We start from the raw sequence: 20519 nt of genomic DNA on the forward strand, positions 1-20519 counted from the left end.
GGCACGCCGCCAGCGTTCGTCCTGAGCCAGGATCAAACTCTCCGAAGAAATGTTTGACTTGCTCATTTTGCTTTTTTAATAGTGTGTGCTCACTTAAAATTTAACGTTGGCGCTTTGTTTTGTTCAGTTTTCAAAGAGCAATTTCGTTGTCGTTACTTCGTAAGCGACTTTTACATCTTATCATGTTATCAACCATGTTGTCAACATGTTTTTTTATTTTTTTTGTTTTAATGAAGCTGCGAAAGCTGATGTCCCGCAGCGACATGTATTAATATAACACCTATATTATTATTGGTCAACAATAAAAACACATTTTTTTAAAAGTTTTTTGACACTCGATAAAACCGATGATAAACCTCGTGTCCTTTGGTCTCCGATTTGATGACATCGATTACCTTCTTCTCTATCAAATATTCCAGTAGAACACCTAGATCGACTGAATAAAACTTAACTTCCGGATGCTCCATAAGCTCCGCAATCGTCCACGGATCTTCTTTCGTCCCCATTATTTCAACCAAATGCTGTGAACCAGCATTCGTCCTCGAATAAATAAGAAATTCACTCGCAAGGAATAGAAGCTCCAATCTTTTTTCGAGAGTTTCCTCACTGCTGATCAATTCCTTATACAACTTGTAGATTTCAGGCTCCATATGCTTCACTTGGTTCCATACCGTAACCTCTGGATAAAAGCCTTGTTCTATTATTTCCAAACGGGCCAAGTGATGCAGGGAATGAACGATATGGTTGTATGCCTCAAGATAATGGCCTTTTTCAAAGAAGCTTTTCCCATCCATGTACCTGCGAATTAACTTCGCGAACTCCATCCCCATCTTTAACTTCCTTCCATAGAAGGGGAACTCTCGAATTTCGGTTTTCAAACGGTCCAAATATTCATTCCGGTCAAAAAGGACCTTCCCGTTATAAATCCAGTCAACCACTTTGCGGTTCGTCCCTAATAGGAGCCATTCTTTTAACTGGTCTTCCTTAACGATATGCAAGGCCGCTTTTTTATCCTGGTAAGTGTAATGTTTTAAAAACACGGCCTCTTGGGCATCGTCTGCAATCACAAAAAGGATGTAGTCAAACGTATCGGTATTCGGGCTATTATCATCTCTTTTTTCAATTAACAAGATTCCAAGTGTAGATTTTAAACTTGCTCGCTCTTGATAAATCGGGCGAAGGATATCTTCCATCATAAATTCCTCCAAAACCTTTTTTTTTATAACTTTCGACAAAACTCTTCATATTCCTGCTTAAGTCCATTACCCTAAACCATTTCAATTCAAAAGTAATATGTATCCTTTATTTCTTTTTTGTTCCATCCTTAGTTTATGTTATAGTTAAAGTTATATTTTAGGAGGGACAATCCATGGCTAAACATTCTAGCAAAATCAATAAAATACGTACATTTGCCTTGAGTTTGATTTTCATCGGCTTTATCGTAATGTATATTGGACTTTTCTTCAAAACACATCCTGTTATCATGACACTTTTCATGGGACTTGGCCTTTTATTCATAATCGCAAGCACCGGGGTTTATTTTTGGATTGGAATGCTTTCTACAAAAACGATCCAGGTTGTCTGTCCTAACTGCGGCAAACCCACAAAAATATTAGGGCGTGTAGATATTTGCATGCATTGTGAAGAACCCTTGACCCTTGACAAAAAGTTGGAAGGCGAAGAATTCAACGAAAAATATAATCGCAAAAGCCTGCATGACTAGAAGAATTCCAGCTAGCTGAACTTCTTAACATAAAGACCTTTTGATTTCTTCATAACCATGAAAAAAAGTTCCAACCAAGTGGAGGAACTTTTTTTAATGCGTTTCTTTTTCTGCACAATCCGTGCAGTCGCCGTAGATTTCCATCCGATGGTGACTAACATTGAAACCAGTGACTTGTGCTGCGAAATGCTCGACTTCATCCAATGCAGGATAATCGAAATCCACAATTTTCCCGCAGATTTGGCAGATTACATGATAATGATTCGTCGTCACGAAATCAAACCTTGCAGAAGAATCACCATACGTAAGTTCTTTTACCAAACCTACCTCACGAAAAACACGCAGGTTGTTATAAACTGTCGCCACGCTCATATTCGGAAACTTGCCTTCCAGCGCTTTATATATATCATCAGCGGTAGGGTGGGACATGGAGCTAATCAAATACTCTAGTATCGCATGGCGTTGAGGAGTTATTCTCACACCGGTATCTTTTAGGGAATCCAACGCTTCTTTTAACTGAACTTCAGACACCGTCATCCACCCCTTTTTCTTATTAAGTATGAATTCTTAAATTATAATATTTATAAATAGTGTACCTTTTATACGTTGAATTTGTCAATAATTCAATGGTTTTACCGTCCTTTTTTAGTTTATTCACAAAGCTTTGAATCTTTCACATTTTCGTATTGTGTTTAGTATCCCCTCGATAAGTCGATTACGTTGATGAAATCTTTTCCAGACTTCAGGTATTCACGCATATTTTTCTCGAATATCGCAAAGGTCCTTGGTAAATATTCTCCGCTTTTACTTGAAAGATGCGGCGTGACCGTAACATTCTCCATCCTCCAAAAAGGATGCCCTTTTTCTAAAGGTTCCGGATCAAATACATCCAAGATGGCATGAGCCAATTCGCCGGCTTCCAGGGCTTCTATCAACACTTCCTCGTCAATAAGATCGCCGCGGCCAATATTCACGAATACTGCAGATTCTTTCATTGCTTTAAAGTGTTCTTTTTGCAGAAGATCCTTCGTTTCATCCGTACTAGGCAAGACAGATACGATGTAATCAGCTCCAGGTATGGCTTCCAGTAAATTATCCAGGGTATAAAGGCGATCAATGGACTCCACCGGCTTCCCGCTCCGGTTCACCCCCAGTGTCGTCATCCTAAAGGCTTTCCCGAGACGAGCCACTTCTCCTCCTATTGCACCGGCACCAAGGACGAGCATCGTTTTGCCATTCAATTCCCCTACTTCGATCTTTCTATCCCACATTTCTTCCCTTTCATTCTTCATAAGCAGCTTCAATTTCTTTTCATATTGCAAAAGCATCCCTATCGTATACTCGGCCATTGGAATTTTATGAATGCCTTTTGCGTTCGTAACCAAAATGCCGCGTTCCTCAATGGCTTTAAAAGGCATTAATTCCATTCCTGCACTCATGACCATTATCCATTTCAAGTTCGCCGCTTTCCCAATGATTTTTTCAGTTAAGTCCTCACCGTATGTAATTAAGATTTCCGCTTCACTAAGTCGCTCATCCATCCATCCTTCTTGATAAATGAAGTTCAATTCAGGAAAAGCATCCTTCATCTTCGTTTGGATTCCTTCATCAGGAATGATCGTTGAAAGTATTAACATGTTTGTCTCTCCCTTATAATTAACATAAAAAAACACGGGCTCTGTATGTCCCGCGCAACTTTCTCTGAGGAGGTATTCCCTTAATAAAGCATATTCAGGTGTCCCCTTTTTGAGTTGGACAAAAGCCTTACCCTTATTAAAAAAGGCTTTATTTTAATGAATTTGGGTTTAATGCATATAATTCCGGCAATATGAAAACGCCATCCCTTCTGATCGGCACATCGTCAAAGTAGATGTCACCACCGCCATATTCGGGACGCTGGATCAAGACCATATCCCAATGTATGGATGAACGGTTTCCATTATCAGCTTCTTCATAGGCAAGTCCAAGAGCCAAGTGCAGACTCCCGCTTATTTTCTCATCAAACAATATATCGTCCATAGGTTCCAATATGTATGGATTGATTCCAATTGCGAACTCCCCGATAAAACGGGACCCCTCATCAATATCCAGAATTCGGTTCATTTTAGAAGATTGATTGGAAATGGCTTTACTGATTTTCCCCTTTTTCAAGTTTAATTCTATGTCACTAAAAGTGATTCCTTCATAGGTTGTGGGTGTGTTGAAGGCTATCCTTCCATTGACGCTCTCTTTTATAGGTGCAGTAAATACTTCCCCGTCCGGTAAATTCTTTTTTCCGGCACATATGATAGCCGGCATACCTTTAATGGAAAAGGTCAAATCTGTCCCTGGTGAAACGATCCTGACTTTGTCAGTTCGTTCCATCAATAGTTTTAACGGTTTTAATGCCGCCTCCATTTTCCCATAATCCATTGTGCATACGTTCAAAAGGAAGTCTTGATACCTGTCGAAAGTCATGCCGGCTTTTTGCGCTGATGTGTTGGTGGGATAATTAAGCAAGACCCAACGTCGGTTGTTCACATAGAAAAGAGTTGGAGAATTCATAGCCTCCCCTTGAAGACGGTGCCTTTCGAGGAGAACATCAGTCATTTCCACATCGTTTTCTTCACCGGTGATGATGATGACCGCATCGATATCCGTATATTTCTTCAGAGCCCATTGCGATGATGTGTCAAGTTGTTCCTTCACATTCCCTTGTAATAGGTGCCGGCTTATCTCATCGTCTTCAAGTTCTACATATGGATAAGCACCCACTCTGTATGTTTCATCAATCAGCTCTTTCAATAATGGTTTCGTGTTGATATGGCCCCGAATAAGGATTCTCTCTTTTGGCTTTAATTGTATCGAATGATGAATCAGCCTGGCAGCAAGCTTCGTTATTCGCTCATCCTTCATTTGCCTGTCCCCTTATTTTTTGAGGTCGCGAAGAGTTTCAAGAGCTTCTTCGACGTGGCCTTTTACTTTTACCTTACGCCATTCTTTGACTATCTTACCTGCCTTATCAATCAGGAATGTTGAACGTTCAATGCCCATATACTCCTTGCCGAAGTTCTTTTTCAATTGCCACACATCAAATGATTCAGCAGCTTCATGATTTTCGTCAGCTAGCAGCAGAAAAGGCAATCCATGTTTTTCGATGAATTTTTCATGTCGTGCCGCTGGGTCTGGGCTGATACCAATGATGACAGCGTCCAATTCCTCAAATTGCTCATTGTGGTCCCGGAAATCACAGGCCTCCGTCGTGCATCCTGACGTCATGTCTTTTGGATAAAAATATAAAACAATGTATTTCCCCTTAAAATCCGATAGGGAAACCATTTCACCATTGTTTGCTGGGAGTTGAAAATCAGGTGCTTTTTCTCCAATTTTAACAGTCATATTGAACCCTCCATTTCTTTCATTATGGTAAGAGTACCCAATAATCGAAAGAAATACAACTTTCATTTATTCCTTCTTTCCTGATCTAAATCAATCACCGTCCGAATTACAAACGCGGCCGGGAGCGTATAGCCGATGAATGCCTGGATTGTCGCAATCATCCTGCCTACGCCTATCGGGGATATATCCCCATACCCTACAGAAAACATCGTCATCGCACTAAAATAAAAAGAAGTCTTCAGTTGCTCGTAAAAACTGCCGTCCAAACGATTGCCCATATCAAGAATCACTGAATGATTCTGAAGCTCGTATAATAAATAAATCAGTGCAAATCCAACTAATATCGTCGCATATAAATTGCCAAGCCACAGCATATCCTCCAGAGAGAACTTCTTTCCTCCCGACTCAACAAGAAATAAGGTACGAATGCTCATCACCATGCAAAAAATGATTCCTGCAATCAAGATGTAGAAAGTCATCCCCCACGCCCCATTTCAAAACGCCACTCCCTCTATACATACTCCCTGTCCAAACAATATATTCTTTCTTAGGGACAGACTTTATCCTTATCACTAACACATCCTAAACGCATTTGTCAGGAATTCGGGACCTTATCCCGAATCTTTTTCATGTTGACCCTTTTAGTCGGATATGTTAAGGTTGTCTAAATATTTATAATAATTTTTATTTTATAAATATTAGCCACCTGCAATCAGTTTATCCAGCAGGTTTTGTGAAATTTCATATGTGGAAATAGGTTCCTAATTTTCATTAGGATTAAAAGGGAAGCCCGGTGTAATTCCGGCACGGTCCCGCCACTGTAATGGGAATGTTAGCGCCATCCAATATGCCACTGATCAACGGATCGGGAAGGCCCGTCGCTAATGATATTCCCTAAGTCAGGAGACCTGCCTATTTCGACAACACTGTTTTAACCTACGGGAGATAGGGAGGTGTTAGGGACCTTATAATTGTAAGGGGCATTCTGCATGCCTCTTTATTTTAAGCATTTCTAACTTTCTCTTTTGACGGTTAGGGATGCTTTTTTATTGTTAAATCAAATGAATGTAGGAGGATGGGAATTTTGAAAAGCAGCAGTTTGGGTTACCCGCGAATCGGGGAAGATCGTGAATGGAAACGTACATTAGAAGCTTACTGGTCCGGTAAAATCGATGAAGCAGAATTTACGGCACAACTAAAAGCCATCCGTTTAGGCAACTTACAAAAACAGAAGAAACGAGGCATTGATATCATTCCTGCCAACGACTTCACTTTATATGATCAAATGCTGGATATGTCCGTCATGTTCGGTCTTGTTCCTGAACGTTATTCAGCCTATGAAGGCGGATGCGTTCCCCTTTCCGTTTATTATTCAATGGCCCGCGGAAACAATGACGAAGTCGCTTCCGAAATGACGAAATGGTTCAATACGAACTATCACTATATTGTCCCTGAATTAAACCTGTCACAGCTGACTTTAACAGAAAATAAACCACTTGCAGCATATCGGGAGGCCAAGGAAAAGCTAGGGATTGAAACCAAACCCGTGTTGATCGGACCTTATACTTTCATCTCCCTTTCCAAAGGCTTCAATAAAAAAGATATCCCTGGCATCATCCTGAGCCTGCTTCCCCTATACACGCAAATCCTGCAAGAGTTGGAGCAAGAAGGCGTGAAGTGGGTTCAAATGGACGAACCTTCTCTTGTTTCATCCATTTCCAAAGATGATATGCAAACTGTTACTTACCTCTATGAAAAACTGAATGAAGCAGCACCAAACCTGAACATCATGCTACAAACATACTTTGATGCCGTGGAGCATTACCAAGAAGTCATCGAATTACAAGTCCAAGGAATCGGTCTTGATTTTGTACATGATAAAGGGAGGAATCTAAGTAATCTTGAAGCATTCGGTTTCCCGAAGGACAAAGTGCTTGCTGCAGGTGTGATTGACGGAAAAAACATTTGGCTATCTGATTTATCGAAAAAAATCCAATTGATCGAGACTCTTAAGAAAAAGGTAGCCGAAGACCAAATCTGGCTTCAGCCCTCTTGTTCCCTGCTTCATGTCCCAGTGACCGTTCGTAATGAAACCGCCCTTTCAAAAGAAGTGAAAGAGGCCCTCGCTTTCGCTGATGAGAAACTTGAGGAAATCATACTCTTGGTCAAAGGGAATAATCAAGGCTTTGAAGCAATCGCCGAAAAAGTCGATGCTAATAAATTTACGGTTCAAACGTTAGCAAGTTCAAATGCACGGAATCATGGGAATGTACAATCCAATGTCGAAAAGGTTAAAACCAGGAACGTCGGCCGTCAGCTTCCATTTAAAGAACGTTACCAAAAACAACAGGAATTTTTCAAATTGCCTTTTCTTCCTTCGACTACGATCGGCAGCTTTCCACAGACATTTGAAGTTAAACAAGCACGTGGGAAGTTCAAAAGAGGAGAATGGACCGCTTCGCAATATGAAACATTCGTTAACGAAGAAATCGGCAGGTGGATTGATATCCAAGAAGAAATCGGCTTGGATGTTCTTGTACACGGGGAATTCGAACGGACGGATATGGTTGAATACTTCGGCCATAAGTTAGGCGGATTCGTCTTTCTAGAAAAGGGCTGGGTACAATCCTATGGGTCTCGCTGCGTGAAACCACCAGTCATCTACGGTGACATCGATTTCATCGAACCGATGACAGTCAGGGAAAGTGTATACGCACAATCACTGACGAACAAGACGGTAAAGGGAATGCTAACAGGTCCTGTCACGATTTTGAACTGGTCATTTGTCCGTGATGATATTTCCAGGGAGAATGTTTGCTACCAACTGGCACTTGCTTTGGAAAAAGAAGTCATTGCATTGGAATCGGCTGGAATCAAAATGATCCAAGTTGATGAGCCTGCACTTAGGGAAGGTCTGCCATTGAAAAAAACCGATCGCGATGAGTATTTGAACTGGGCTGTTAATTCGTTCTTGATATCCACATCAAGCGTGGAGGATACAACCCAAATTCACACGCATATGTGCTATTGCGACTTCAACAGTTTCATGGATGTCATCTCCTCCCTTGATGCCGATGTAATTTCCATCGAAACATCCCGTAGCCATGGAGAGCTTGCTTCCGCATTCGAGGAAAGGACATACGAAAAAGGTATTGGCCTTGGTGTGTATGATATTCACAGCCCGCGTGTGCCGGCAGTGGACGAAATGGTCGATATGATTGAACGGGGCATCAAGGTACTGGATAAAGACCAGTTTTGGATCAATCCCGACTGCGGCCTGAAAACAAGGGGTATCCCGGAAACCGTCGCTTCCCTGAAAAACATGGTTGAAGCAGCAAAAATCGTCCGTGAAAACCTTTTAGCTAAACCAAAAGCTTATGATTGAAAAGAACGTTGCCCATCCAACACAGCAGTCACGGACATTTTTAACCGACCTTGTTTTTCCACCGGATACAAATCATCACAATACCATCTTTGGCGGAAAGGTAATGGCCTATGTTGATAAAATAGCCTGCATTTCAGCTATGCGTCATTGTCGAAAACCCGTTGTGACCGCTTCAAGCGACTCTTTTGATTTTTTGGCCCCCATCAAGACAGGAGATGCGATCAACCTTGAAGCTTATGTCACCTGTGCTCATCGCACATCAATGGAGGTATTCGTGAAAGTGGAGCGTGAGAACCTATTAACAGGTGAAAAACAGCTTACGGCACGCGCTTTTTTAACGATGCTGGCCATTGATGAAGACGGTAAGCCGACAAACGTACCTCAGGTCATTCCGGAAACGGAAGAGGAAAAGCAGCAATATGTTCAAGCACAAGCAAGATATATTGAAAGAAAGAATAAACGCAAATAAACATAAAACCCCTTCAACATGAATGCTGTTGAAGGGGCTCTTTTAGTTTCCTGCCCCGCGGTACCTCTTCACTCCCTGATTCCATATGAAAACGGATATCACGAAAAAGGCAACCCCAATTACAGGTGTGGCAAATGCATATGCATACCACTCTTCTTTTCTAAGGAAATAAGATGCAGGATAAACACCAACAAACGCGAATGGCAATACCCATGTAAGGACAAAACGAATGACCTTATTATAAATATCAACAGGATAGCGCCCGTAGTTCCCGATATTGTACATCATTGGCATGATGGATGTTTTCGCATCCGACCAGAACCCAATGCTTGCTATCGCAACGAATATGGCTGCATAAGCAAGGGCCCCGCCTATTGCAAAAATGATGAAAAGAACCGGGTCATACCACGCAAGCTGCAGATCCAATGAAATCCCCGAATAAAATATAATGATCAAACCGGTCACAACACCAAATAACGCTTCTAGCTCGATTCTTTCTAAAATGACTTGAAATAGGCTATGTATCGGTCTTGTTAATATCCGGTCCATTTCACCTTTGACGATATAGCGGTCATTAAAATCCCAGATGTTGAAAAAGGCAGAAAAAAGGGCGAATGGGATAAGGAAGAATCCATAAATGAATATGATTTCTTCACGGCTCCAGCCGCTTAAAAACTGGGTATGTCCAAAAACGACTAATATAAATACCAGGTTCACGACCTGATTCAGCAGATCGGATAGGATTTCCATGAAGAAATCTGCTCTATATTGCAATCTTGTTTTCATATATTGACTCACATATTGAAAAAACATCGATACATAAAACATCCCGTCAACCTCCTTGAATAATCAGCTGTTTTTTTGCGACTATCCATAAAAGCTGAATCGGTATTATGAGAATCATGCACCAAATTAACTGCTGTAAAAGCGCCATGCCAATTTCGCCTGAACTGTACCCGTTCGTAAAAATCATGCTTGGTACATAGCTGATCCCTTGAAATGGCAAATATTTCATCACTCCCTGCGCCCATATCGGATAAAAACTGATGGGCAGCAGCAGACCGGAAAACAAATCAATGATAACCCTTTTAGCCCGGATCAATCCGGCATTATTATATAAGAAAAAGGTAGTGATTCCTGTCAATAAGTTAATTTGTGTATTGATGATGAAACTGAACAGCAAGGAAATGCCGAATATCCCCCACGTAGCCGGTTCGTGCGGCAATTCGATAGGAAAAATGAAAGCTACCAGCAGCATTCCGGGAATCGAGAAGAAGAAGAATCGGAATATCCCTTCCCCAAGCCCTTGCATCGTTTTCATGCCTAAATAGTTATAAGGCCGGATCATTTCAATGGCGACCTTGCCGTCCTTGATCTCAGTGGCGATTTCGCGGTCAATATTATTGAAATAAAAGGCGCGCGCCATCCATGCAACCGCGACATATGTTGTCATCTGTATACTTGAAAGTCCTTCGATGGAGCTTTTTTCTCCATATATTGCATTCCATAAGAAATAATAAGCACCGATATTAATGCTATAAATTAAAATGCCGGTATAATAATCCGTTCGATACGCAAGCATCATCAAAAAACGCATGCGGATCATTGCAAGATACTTCCCCATTGCCCTCCCCCTTCTTGATAGACACGTTGTTTCTTAATGATAAGAGAGTCAGACAGTGCCTTCTTCGTAAATATTGCGAACAATCTCTTCAATGGACGTTTCATGGATTTTGATGTCCTTTATTTTAAAATGTGATACGACAGCTGAAACAAGCTGTGAAATATGATCACTTTCTTCTTTCAACAGAGCAATGTATGTTTGATTTTTCTCATCATAAACCCAGTTTGCGGTAAATGGGAGCGCTAATGATTGCAATTCCTTCAATGCAATCGGCTCGATGAATTGAAAATGGATTTGTTTTTCCTCAGCCCAGTTATCTTTCAAACTCTGCAATTCCCCATCATAAATGATCTGTCCTTCATCAAGCATGATTACGCGTTCACATAATGCCTCAATGTCTCCTAAATCATGGGTAGTCAAAAGGATTGTCGTATTATATTTCTCATTGATTTCTTTCAGGAACTCGCGAATCTTCATCTTCACGAGTACGTCAAGGCCTATTGTCGGCTCATCCAGGAACAGCAAAGGCGGATTGTGGATCAATGCCGCCGCAAGCTCACAGCGCATTCGCTGACCAAGTGAGAGTTTACGCACTGGTTTGTCGAGCAAGGGACCGATATCGAGCGTCTTGATGACATGTTCCATATGATCGTTATATTGTTCATCCGTTACTTTATAGACCTTTTTTAGCAGCCTAAAGGATTCTTGAACCGCAATATCCCACCAAAGCTGTGAGCGCTGACCAAATACAACTCCTATTGTTTGTGTGAACTTTTCCCTTTCCTTATGAGGATTCATGCCATTGACTGTGATTTCACCTGCTGTCGGTTCCAAAATACCTGTCAGCATTTTGATCGTGGTCGATTTTCCTGCACCATTTTCCCCGATATAAGCTACCATCTCACCCTTTTTTACAGTAAAATTGATATCATTGACGGCAGGGACGATTTTATAATTTCTTGTAAGTAAATCCCGGAAGGCTCCCTTTAACCCCGAACGGCTTGATGCCGACTTAAATTCCTTCCGAAGCTGTTTCACTTGAATTGCATCACTCATCCTGTTACATCCTCCGTAATCTCTTGTCCTAATGAATTAGTTTATCCAACCTTACCTTTTTAGACAATAAAAATGCCTGGATGCCATGGATCATTTTCAGGGCGAGTCCGGCCGTTGTACGAGATACATATATAAAGGAGACAAGTATGCTATGAATATTAAAAAATTATTACTATCCCAAATCGAAAAGGTCGTTATCGACCTTCGATATGATTTTCTTTATGAGGATGAATACGGTGAATTATTATGCCAGGTCATCCAAAGGGATTCCAGCGGATCGATCGAAAGCACCCCCATAAGTTTCCACATTCATATTAATGAAGAAAAAGGAACCGGCCATCTTATCTATTACCAAGCCCAGGGCGAAATGAACCGCCAATCCTTCAACATCGAAAACCCTGCCACTATCTTGGACATTCTGACTTTCATAACCGGAGTTTTGGGGCCCGGCCCTATTTCCCAAACAAAATGAAGGCCCACGAATCCTGCTGTTTCTAAGGCTGCAGCATTTCATCAGTGGACGGATCACATTTCCTAGCCTTCCATCCCAGATTTACGGGCGGAAAAATGCTATGATTAAGGCAGGTTTATATTTTTAGGAGGTTTTAAGATTGGATTTTAGTAATTCGAAGCTTCTACATAAAGAGGCACTGGAACATATCGTTGGTGGGGTTAACAGCCCATCCCGTTCTTACAAAGCTGTAGGCGGCGGTTCACCAGTTGCCATGGATCATGCCAAAGGGGCTTATTTCTGGGATGTTGATGGCAATAAATATATCGATTATTTAGCTGCATATGGCCCGATCATCACTGGACATGCACATCCACATATTACGGAGGCAATCGTTAAAGCAGCAGAAACGGGCGTTTTATACGGTACACCGACAAAACATGAAGTCAAATTCGCCAAAATGTTGAAAGAGGCAATACCTTCCATGGATAAAGTTCGCTTCACCAATTCAGGCACTGAGTCTGTCATGTCCACCATCCGTGTGGCCCGTGCTTACACTGGACGTGATAAGATCATCAAGTTTGCAGGCTGTTACCATGGACACTCCGACCTTGTTCTCGTCGCTGCAGGTTCCGGCCCGTCCACGCTAGGAACACCGGACTCTGCGGGCGTTCCAAAAAGCATCGCACAAGAAGTCATCACGGTACCTTTCAATGATATCGAGCCATTTAAGGAAGCACTGAATAAATGGGGACATGAAATTGCAGGCGTGCTGGTTGAACCGATCGTCGGCAACTTTGGAATCGTGGAACCGAGCCCTGGCTTTTTGGAAGAAGTCATTTCATTGTCACACGAAGCAGGAGCACTGGTCATTTTCGACGAGGTCATCACAGCGTTCCGCTTCATGTACGGAGGGGCACAGGACTTCTTGGGAATTCAACCCGATTTGACCGCGCTTGGAAAAATAATCGGCGGCGGACTTCCGATTGGTGCCTATGGCGGTAAAAAAGAGATCATGGAAACTGTAGCCCCCCTAGGACCAGCCTATCAAGCAGGTACGATGGCAGGAAATCCGGCATCCATGCTTTCCGGGATAGCTTGTTTGGAAGTACTTAAAGAAGAGGGTCTGTACGACGAGCTTGACCGGTTGGGAAAAATTCTTGAAGAAGGTATCCTGATAGCAGCTCGCCAATATAATGTCCCTATTACCATCAATCGCCTTAAAGGGGCATTGACGATCTATTTCACGACAGAAACAATTGAAAACTATGAGCAGGCGGAAAATACTGATGGCGAAATGTTCGCTAAGTTTTTCAAACTCATGCTCAACCAGGGCATCAATTTGGCACCTTCAAAATACGAAGCCTGGTTCTTGACAATAGCTCACACGGATGATGATATCGCTTATACTCTAAAAGCGGTTGAACATGCATTCAAAAACCTAATATAATAAATCAAAACAGCATAATTATACATTTTTTATACACCCCCAGGATGCACATCAATCTTGGGGGTTTCTTATTCCCGGGTAATAAATCTTTAAAGTTAGCCTTTTTAGCCATTCCCCACAAAAACGCCATCAATCACAGCATCCAATCCATTGTATAAAAAATTGATTTCTGAATATTTAAATGATATGATATGGATACATTTATATACATTTATACATTTTCTTTCAATCTATCAGAACTTGGACAATTGTTCGGGTTTACTAATATCCCCCCATAAAACAAATGCTACAGGAGGTGAAAGGCCGAAAATAAGGGTAACCTTATTCAAGCCACACATATGACCCAAAAATGGACACCTGCTACATTCAAAGAATTTTACAGGGAAGAACATGATGCTTGCGGAATCGTTTCCTGTATCGAAAAAAAGAAGATCCCTACTAACGAAAACATCTTTGCCTGTATCGACGCCCTGGTTAAAATGAACCATCGCTGCGGCTTCATCAATGGTGAGGGCGATGGCGCCGGCATCCATATCGATATTCCCCGGGCTCTTTGGAAAAAGAAGCTTGAAGCTGTAAATATCGATTCAAGCATCGTCGATAAAGATTCCTTCATAGTCGGTCACTTATTTTTAAGCAAAAAAACGGATGCGAACGACTTAAAAATCGAAGTCAAGGAGAAACTGCTTCAGCATGGTCTCTCCTTGATATTCGAAACGGATAAAGCTTACCGTTCTGAGGCATTGGGACCGATTGCCATTCAAGAAGACCCAGTGTTCTGGCAATTTGCCTGTTCCTCCGCCATCGAAAACAACCAGGAGCTTTCAAATGTTCTTTTTGAGCTGACTTCCGACATCGAAAAAAGTGATTTTATCCATGTTGCATCGCTAAGCCAGCATCATGCGGTCTACAAAGTGATGGGTGCGGGGGATACGCTTCCTTCCTATTATCTTGATCTTGCGGACCCTTTAGCTGCCTCCACCATGACACTGGGTCATAATCGTTTTTCAACCAATACACTATCAAGCTTCTTCCGGGTTCAGCCTTTCAGTGTACTTGGCCATAATGGCGAAATCAATACGATTGCCAAATTGCGTGATGAAGCGAAAATGATTGGTGTTCCAATCGCTAAAGACGGAAGCGACTCACAGGATTTAAACAAGACGATCGAAACTTTCATCTGCCGTCATGGCTACTCTTTATTTGAAGCTGTCGACCTTATGTTTCCCCCAATCATTAATGAAATCAAGGAATACCCCGATCACTTACAAGACTTATATACGTATTTACGGGAGGCATGGGGTCATTTTGCACAAGGTCCAGCCGGAATCATCTCCCGTTTCGGCGATGAAGCCGTGTTCTCTGTCGATTCTTTAGGCCTGCGCCCATTATGGAATATTGAAACGGAATCATCCTATATGTTCACTTCCGAACCAGGAATCATCCCTTCCAGTGAATATACCGGAAATCCGAAACCGATGGGCCCTGGGGAAAAAGTGGGTTTGAAATGGAACGGCGACAGTATTGAACTGTACACATACAAGGATTACCAGGATAAAGTATTTGAACTCTTCAATAATCGTTTCGTTCTTTCCAATGATCGGGTCCGCCTGCAGCCGCAAGTCTTTGAAAAGGTTGTCTCCATGACAAACGCGCAAGCCATTCATAATGGACAGTATAAAGCCTTTGGATGGGAAAGGGAGCATGTTCAATTAGTGGAACAGATGGCCGAAAAAGGGGCCGAACCCATTCGTTCACTTGGTCACGATGCGCCACTGGCAGCACTTAATCCCCAACGGACCAACATTGCGGATTTCATTAAGGAAAGCGTGGCCGTTGTAACAAACCCAGCAATCGACCGGGACCGGGAAACCGAGCACTTCTCAACACGAACCATCATCGGAAAACGGCCTTCCCTATTCGAAGCAAATAAGGCCGGAAAGGTTACAGAGCTGCTGACTCCCTTATTGATTGAAGGATTAATGGGTTATGATTGCTCATCTATCGTATCGCAGCCAAGCTATGACCAGTTCATTAAATATTACCAAGATCAAAAACTCGTGCATTTCATTTCAAGCACGTTCAAAGAGGATGAAAGCATCACGGATGCTTTGACGAGGATTACTGATGAAAGTGTCAATGCAGTGGATGAAGGAAAGACGCTTATCGTATTGGATGATGCACTTGCACATCAAAACGGCAACTTTTGGCTTGATCCACACCTTGTCACTTCTTCCGTCGATCAAGCATTGGTCCGCACTGGCAAGCGGAGGGATTGTTCCATCCTGTTACGTTCCGCATCGCTAAGGTCACTGCATGATATCATCGTTTCTTATGGTCTTGGGGCCAACTTAATCAGCCCTTATTATATGTTCCTTTCCTTATCTTCAGATGACCTTAAGGGGGTTACCAATCTTTATAACTCCTTGACGAAAGGTCTTGAAAAAGTTATCTCAACCATCGGCATTCATGAGTTGCGAGGCTACGGAAGACTTTTCTCAAGCATCGGTTTACATGAGGAAATCGCGAAATATTTAAATGTGGCTAACTTCTTCGGCTCCAATGATCTGGACTACAATTTTGATAAAATCAAGGCCGACGCCATCCAGCGTGCGGAAGATTACGGAAATGAAAAAGAACGGATGGGAAAAACCTTCCACTTATTCCCAAGGATTTGGAAGTCAATCGGGGAAGTTGCTTCTACTGGGGACTATGACGCTTATCGCGAAAAGATCACCGAACAGGAAGAGTCCAATCCTACGACGATCCGCCATTTGACATCATTAAAACCTTCAGATGCTTCCATACCTTCTGAAGAAGTCAGCCTTTCTGTCGGAGAACAGGAATTGCCGTTCGTCATAGCCTCCATGTCCTTTGGATCACAAAATGAGATTGCTTTCCGGGCATATGCAGAAGCTGCCGAGCGATTAGGCATGATCAGCATGAATGGTGAGGGCGGGGAAATCAAGGATATGCTGGGCAAGTACCCGAAATCCCGCGGACAGCAAATCGCTTCCGGCCGTTTCGGTGTCAATGCAGAACTCTTGAACTCTTCAAATCTATTGGAAATTAAAATTGGGCAAGGGGCAAAACCTGGTGAAGGCGGTCACCTTCCCGGGTCCAAGGTCACAGCGAAAATCGCGGAAGCCCGGAATGCAACAATCGGTTCCGACTTGATCTCCCCTTCCAATAACCATGATATATACTCAATTGAAGATTTGGCCCAAATGATCTATGAGTTAAAAACGGCAAACGACAAAGCAAAAGTTGCCGTCAAAGTACCGGTCGTTCCAAACATTGGTACGATTGCGGTCGGCGTCGCCAAAGCAGGGGCCGATATCATTACGCTTTCTGGTTTTGATGGCGGAACAGGCGCTGCCAGGATTCATGCACTCGCACATGTCGGTCTACCCGTTGAGATTGGTGTAAAAGCTGCCCATAACGCACTGCTTGAGTCAGGCATTCGTCAGACCGTTGAAATTTGGGCTGATGGCGGGTTAAAAAGCTCGATGGATGTATTGAAATTAATGCTGCTTGGGGCAAACCGCGTAGGGTTTGGGACCCTTTCGATGATCGCCGTCGGCTGTACAACGTGCCGCGGATGTCACCTTGATACCTGCCATGTGGGCATCGCCACTCAAATCGAATCGGAAGCACAAGCTAAAGAACATGGGCTGCGGCGTTTTGTTCCACGAAAATTTGATTTAGCCGTTCAAGGTTTAACGAATATGTTCAGTGCATTTGCCAAAGAACTCCAATCGTTGACTGGATCCCTTGGGGTGAAGAATCTGCAGGATATCGTCGGACGTTCTGATTTGCTTCAGCAAGTTAAGGGTCAACAATCACTGGATTTAACCTATTTATTAAAAAAATTGGATATAACACCATTCTCACATAAAGAAACCGCGGCATATTTGAATGAAGGCTCCATGCAGGTTGCCGTTGGCGCTGAATATCTGGATTCTCATGTAGATGATCTGCAGCAATCTCGCAACTATAGCTCGATCACTTCCGAACAGCGCGTACTCGGCAGCAGGGTGTCCTGTCACCGCGTCAGGGGAAGACTTGACGGATCATACAAAAAACTTCCTCCCGTTCACCTATCCTACCAGGATGGTTCCATCCCAGGTAATGGACTTGGGGCATACAATACGGAGGGGATTTCAATCAGCGTGAATGGCGGCGCCCAGGATGGAATTGGCAAAACATCAATTGGCGGTAATATTGCCATCTTTAAATCTCCCGGAAAAGATGGGAAGTTCTACAATGGCTCTGTCGGTAAGGGCTTTGGATACGGTGCACAGCACGGTCTCCTCATTGCCCAAGGTGATGCCGATGCCAGGGCGGGAATCCGGCTATCCGGAGCTGATATGATCATTGGAGGATTATTGAAACAACCACTTCCTGAAAAGGAAACCGGTAATATTGCGGTGACTTCCAATATTAAGGGATTCGCTTTTGAATATATGACAAATGGAAGAGGTTTGGTTCTAGGTGACCCAGGTCCATGGATTTGCGCAGGGATGACTGGCGGTGTCGTTTATTTACGGCAACAGCCTGAATCTGGATTAACCAAGGAGGTCATTAAGAAGCGGGTTGCAAAAGGAGCAAAGATTTCCATTGAGCCCCTATCTGCTAAAGGCCTGCAGGACGTGGCCGAACTTCTTGGCAAATACACGGACCTCTTGAAAGATCATGGCCAAACGGAAGAAGCAGCCTCCTTAGAGGCCCTGCTTCAAAACCCTGGAGAGCACTTCCTTCAAGTCGTACCAGTTAAAGAACAAGCAGATCCCGCTGTATCCACGGAGTGATGCCGATATATTTAAATTGATATTCGTTTATAAAAAAAGCTGATGCTCTTCAATTCGAGAGCATCAGCTTTTTCAGTCATATACCATGTGATAATCTATAAACGAAGAAAAACACAGTTGAAAACAATCAAGAAATTGCCTATATTTTCTTTATATATTAAACTTGAGTTTACCTATTGTAACTTCAAGGAAAATCCTGTATATTACTTTTTGTTTACATCCTCTCATTTTAGTGTAAAGTACTAACAAATAAGTTAGAATACATTTTTAAGCAAAAGCCTATAAATAAATAGAGCCTTTTCTTACCATGATCAATTACATCACAAAGAAAGGATTAACCTATATATGAAGTTTGGTGCCCGCATTCTCAAAACAGGAATAGCAATTGTTTTAGCGCTTTATATATCGGAACTGCTTAACCTTCCTGCTCCTGTCCTTTCTGGGATTGCTGCAATTTTTGCAATACAGCCGACCATTTACCGTTCATACCAAACAGTGCTGGAGCAAATTCAAGGAAATATCATTGGAGCGTTGGTTGCTGTCTCCTTCGTTTTGTTGTTCGGAAATGATATTTTTATTATCGGTCTTGCCGTGATGGTTGTCATAACCATCAATCTAAAATTAAAAATGGATAAAACGATCGTCCTTTCCATCGTGACAGCAATTGCCATCATGGAAAACCAGGAAGGGGATTTCCTGAATTTTGCCTTTATACGTCTCTCATCAGTTTTGCTTGGAATCGTTTCGTCTTTTATCGTGAATCTGGTTTTCATTCCTCCAAAATATGAAGCTAAACTTTATACACGCATCACAGATGTAACGGAAGACATCTTAAAATGGATCAGAATCAGCACAAGACATGCTACAGAACACACTTTACTGAAAAAAGACATCAGCCGACTAAAGGCCGAGTTACTCGATTTGGAACAAGTCTATTCCATGTACAAAGAGGAACGGGAATATTTCAAGAAGAACAGTATAGCCAAAGCAAGAAAGCTTGTCGTTTATCGGCAGATGATCATTACAACAAAAAAAGCGTTTGAAACCTTGAAGAGAGTCCATAAATTCGAGAATGAAGTATATCAAATGCCTGAAGATTTCCAACGGAGTATCCTACAACAGATTGATTCCTTGATTCGAAAGCATGAACAACTGATATTGCTGCATATCGAAAAAATCAAATCCATCGAGGAGATTGAAGATTGGGACCAGGATTGTTTAAGTCGTAAAGAGCTGCTCGCCCACTTTTTCGAACAGCAGAATCAAGTGGACGAAATGCATGATGATCTGGGCCACCTATCTGCCCGCCTTGTTCCATTGATTTCTGCAGTCATTGAATATGACGAACAATTGGAACATCTTGAAAAGCTGATTGTCAGCTTCCAGTCCTTCCATAAGGAAGATAACGAAATATCTGTCCAGTATGAAGAGGATTAAAAAAGACGGTTCCTAGGAACCGTCTTTTTTTCGTCTCTATTTAGAGGATGCGCCTTTTTCAATCATCCAAAAGGTTTTGATCAGCCGCCCTTTCAATCGTATCCAATTTCTGCAAGAGATCCTGCAGCTCTTCTTCTGAGAATGAATTGAAGTTCTTGCCCATCAATTGGTTATGCTCAGCAAGGACTCTCCCCAAAATTTCTTGCCCTGCCTCTTTCAATTCAAGGTTTATGACCCTGCGATCCTTTTCGGAGGGCTGTCGTTTCACATAATCCATTTCGACCAACTTATCTACAAATACGGTAATCGCACTTGGCTTTACCGTTAAGAAGTCAGCCAGCTGGGTCGACTTAATGACCCCCTCTTTTTTCAATATTAATAATATGAAAAACTGTGGCGACGTTAATCCATAAGGCTGAAGATTTTTTGCTACGATGGCCCCAAGCTTCTTCCTAATCCGGAAAATCTGCATTTCTATACTATTGGTTACTTCCCATTTAAAATCCAGCCTTCTCACTCCTTATATAGGACAATCCTACTTCTTAAATTTAATTAAATGACATTCCATTGTCAAATTTACTTTCCATATATCCTTAAAACTAAAAGAAATTCAAATTTTAACCATTTTTATGTATTTATTTCCCACCACTTTTCCGAATAAATTACATGACAAAAATAAATTAAACTGGTAAACTCTTTACTTAATAATATTAATATTTATGAAAATTAATATTT

17 protein-coding genes and 1 riboswitch are annotated in these 20519 nt (G+C 42.1%); of the genes, 7 read left to right on the plus strand and 10 right to left on the minus strand.

Translation table 11 applies throughout. The annotated features are described in order from the left end of the window. Positions 1-317: 317 nt before the first annotated feature. Positions 318-1193 (minus strand): nucleotidyltransferase-like protein, encoded by an 876-nt coding sequence (locus tag N9I19_RS13815; protein ID WP_061461755.1) that lies wholly within the window; start codon positions 1191-1193, stop codon positions 318-320. A gap of 176 nt (positions 1194-1369) precedes the next feature. Between N9I19_RS13815 and N9I19_RS13820 the strand changes: the two genes are divergently transcribed. Beyond that, the gene (locus N9I19_RS13820; RefSeq protein ID WP_061461754.1) at positions 1370-1723 is read left to right on the plus strand and encodes a YgzB family protein; all 354 of its coding nucleotides are present in this window, start codon (positions 1370-1372) and stop codon (positions 1721-1723) included. 93 nt (positions 1724-1816) lie between these two features. On the opposite strand, the gene perR is transcribed toward N9I19_RS13820, so the two are convergent. The 5 genes from perR to N9I19_RS13845 all read right to left on the minus strand — a co-directional run bounded on the left by perR (position 1817) and on the right by N9I19_RS13845 (position 5580). Then, positions 1817-2260, minus strand: coding sequence for a peroxide-responsive transcriptional repressor PerR (gene perR / locus N9I19_RS13825; RefSeq protein ID WP_411730445.1), 444 nt, complete (start codon positions 2258-2260; stop codon positions 1817-1819). 155 nt (positions 2261-2415) lie between these two features. After that, positions 2416-3360, minus strand: coding sequence for a D-2-hydroxyacid dehydrogenase (locus N9I19_RS13830; protein WP_317778114.1), 945 nt, complete (start codon positions 3358-3360; stop codon positions 2416-2418). Between the two features lie 148 nt (positions 3361-3508). Further along, a complete protein-coding gene (locus N9I19_RS13835; protein WP_317778115.1) occupies positions 3509-4618 on the minus strand; it encodes an aminopeptidase in 1110 nt (369 codons plus the stop codon). 12 nt (positions 4619-4630) lie between these two features. Beyond that, positions 4631-5101 carry a thioredoxin-dependent thiol peroxidase gene (gene bcp / locus N9I19_RS13840; protein ID WP_317778116.1) on the minus strand — a complete coding sequence of 157 codons (471 nt, stop codon included), beginning with the start codon at positions 5099-5101 and terminating at the stop codon, positions 4631-4633. 62 nt (positions 5102-5163) lie between these two features. Beyond that, positions 5164-5580 (minus strand): potassium channel family protein, encoded by a 417-nt coding sequence (locus N9I19_RS13845; protein WP_089362909.1) that lies wholly within the window; start codon positions 5578-5580, stop codon positions 5164-5166. 259 nt (positions 5581-5839) lie between these two features. Next, positions 5840-6031: riboswitch (cobalamin riboswitch) on the plus strand. A 145-nt stretch (positions 6032-6176) separates the two neighbouring features. Between N9I19_RS13845 and metE the strand changes: the two genes are divergently transcribed. After that, a complete protein-coding gene (gene metE / locus N9I19_RS13850; RefSeq protein WP_176431923.1) occupies positions 6177-8486 on the plus strand; it encodes a 5-methyltetrahydropteroyltriglutamate--homocysteine S-methyltransferase in 2310 nt (769 codons plus the stop codon). Next, positions 8479-8955 (plus strand): acyl-CoA thioesterase, encoded by a 477-nt coding sequence (locus N9I19_RS13855; protein WP_089362907.1) that lies wholly within the window; start codon positions 8479-8481, stop codon positions 8953-8955. The genes metE and N9I19_RS13855 overlap by 8 nt, the downstream gene beginning before the upstream one ends. 42 nt (positions 8956-8997) lie before the next feature. On the opposite strand, the gene N9I19_RS13860 is transcribed toward N9I19_RS13855, so the two are convergent. From N9I19_RS13860 to N9I19_RS13870, 3 genes are read right to left on the minus strand one after another with little or no spacing between them, the layout of a single operon-like run. Further along, positions 8998-9783 carry an ABC transporter permease gene (locus N9I19_RS13860; protein WP_317778117.1) on the minus strand — a complete coding sequence of 262 codons (786 nt, stop codon included), beginning with the start codon at positions 9781-9783 and terminating at the stop codon, positions 8998-9000. Positions 9784-9787: 4 nt separating this feature from the next. After that, the gene (locus N9I19_RS13865) at positions 9788-10579 is read right to left on the minus strand and encodes an ABC transporter permease (RefSeq protein ID WP_317778118.1); all 792 of its coding nucleotides are present in this window, start codon (positions 10577-10579) and stop codon (positions 9788-9790) included. Positions 10580-10627: 48 nt separating this feature from the next. Next, positions 10628-11635: an ABC transporter ATP-binding protein gene (locus N9I19_RS13870; RefSeq protein WP_061461747.1), complete on the minus strand. Its 1008-nt coding sequence runs from the start codon at positions 11633-11635 to the stop codon at positions 10628-10630. Between the two features lie 151 nt (positions 11636-11786). Between N9I19_RS13870 and N9I19_RS13875 the strand changes: the two genes are divergently transcribed. The 4 genes from N9I19_RS13875 to N9I19_RS13890 all read left to right on the plus strand — a co-directional run bounded on the left by N9I19_RS13875 (position 11787) and on the right by N9I19_RS13890 (position 19784). Continuing rightward, positions 11787-12107 (plus strand): hypothetical protein, encoded by a 321-nt coding sequence (locus tag N9I19_RS13875; RefSeq protein ID WP_061461746.1) that lies wholly within the window; start codon positions 11787-11789, stop codon positions 12105-12107. A gap of 139 nt (positions 12108-12246) precedes the next feature. After that, positions 12247-13536 carry a glutamate-1-semialdehyde 2,1-aminomutase gene (locus tag N9I19_RS13880; protein WP_089362905.1) on the plus strand — a complete coding sequence of 430 codons (1290 nt, stop codon included), beginning with the start codon at positions 12247-12249 and terminating at the stop codon, positions 13534-13536. 338 nt (positions 13537-13874) lie between these two features. Further along, positions 13875-18347, plus strand: coding sequence for a glutamate synthase-related protein (locus N9I19_RS13885; RefSeq protein ID WP_317778119.1), 4473 nt, complete (start codon positions 13875-13877; stop codon positions 18345-18347). A 345-nt stretch (positions 18348-18692) separates the two neighbouring features. Then, the gene (locus N9I19_RS13890) at positions 18693-19784 is read left to right on the plus strand and encodes an FUSC family protein (protein ID WP_284471723.1); all 1092 of its coding nucleotides are present in this window, start codon (positions 18693-18695) and stop codon (positions 19782-19784) included. Between the two features lie 58 nt (positions 19785-19842). Here the strand turns inward: N9I19_RS13890 and N9I19_RS13895 are convergent, their stop codons facing one another. Continuing rightward, positions 19843-20301 (minus strand): MarR family winged helix-turn-helix transcriptional regulator, encoded by a 459-nt coding sequence (locus N9I19_RS13895; RefSeq protein WP_317778120.1) that lies wholly within the window; start codon positions 20299-20301, stop codon positions 19843-19845. Positions 20302-20519: the final 218 nt, after the last annotated feature.

Origin of the sequence: Peribacillus sp. CSMR9 (assembly GCF_033141925.1) — a bacterium.
Classification (GTDB): domain Bacteria; phylum Bacillota; class Bacilli; order Bacillales; family DSM-1321; genus Peribacillus; species Peribacillus simplex_A.

Coding starts and splice junctions, on each gene's coding strand:
- N9I19_RS13815 (WP_061461755.1), bottom strand. CDS start 1,193: ATGGAAGATATCCTTCGCCCGATTTATCAAGAGCGAGCAAGTTTAAAA.
- N9I19_RS13830 (WP_317778114.1), bottom strand. CDS start 3,360: ATGTTAATACTTTCAACGATCATTCCTGATGAAGGAATCCAAACGAAG.
- N9I19_RS13870 (WP_061461747.1), bottom strand. CDS start 11,635: ATGAGTGATGCAATTCAAGTGAAACAGCTTCGGAAGGAATTTAAGTCG.
- N9I19_RS13885 (WP_317778119.1), top strand. CDS start 13,875: ATGACCCAAAAATGGACACCTGCTACATTCAAAGAATTTTACAGGGAA.
- perR (WP_411730445.1), bottom strand. CDS start 2,260: ATGACGGTGTCTGAAGTTCAGTTAAAAGAAGCGTTGGATTCCCTAAAA.
- N9I19_RS13890 (WP_284471723.1), top strand. CDS start 18,693: ATGAAGTTTGGTGCCCGCATTCTCAAAACAGGAATAGCAATTGTTTTA.
- N9I19_RS13860 (WP_317778117.1), bottom strand. CDS start 9,783: ATGTTTTATGTATCGATGTTTTTTCAATATGTGAGTCAATATATGAAA.
- N9I19_RS13835 (WP_317778115.1), bottom strand. CDS start 4,618: ATGAAGGATGAGCGAATAACGAAGCTTGCTGCCAGGCTGATTCATCAT.
- N9I19_RS13845 (WP_089362909.1), bottom strand. CDS start 5,580: ATGACTTTCTACATCTTGATTGCAGGAATCATTTTTTGCATGGTGATG.
- N9I19_RS13875 (WP_061461746.1), top strand. CDS start 11,787: ATGAATATTAAAAAATTATTACTATCCCAAATCGAAAAGGTCGTTATC.
- metE (WP_176431923.1), top strand. CDS start 6,177: ATGGGAATTTTGAAAAGCAGCAGTTTGGGTTACCCGCGAATCGGGGAA.
- N9I19_RS13855 (WP_089362907.1), top strand. CDS start 8,479: ATGATTGAAAAGAACGTTGCCCATCCAACACAGCAGTCACGGACATTT.
- bcp (WP_317778116.1), bottom strand. CDS start 5,101: ATGACTGTTAAAATTGGAGAAAAAGCACCTGATTTTCAACTCCCAGCA.
- N9I19_RS13865 (WP_317778118.1), bottom strand. CDS start 10,579: ATGGGGAAGTATCTTGCAATGATCCGCATGCGTTTTTTGATGATGCTT.
- N9I19_RS13820 (WP_061461754.1), top strand. CDS start 1,370: ATGGCTAAACATTCTAGCAAAATCAATAAAATACGTACATTTGCCTTG.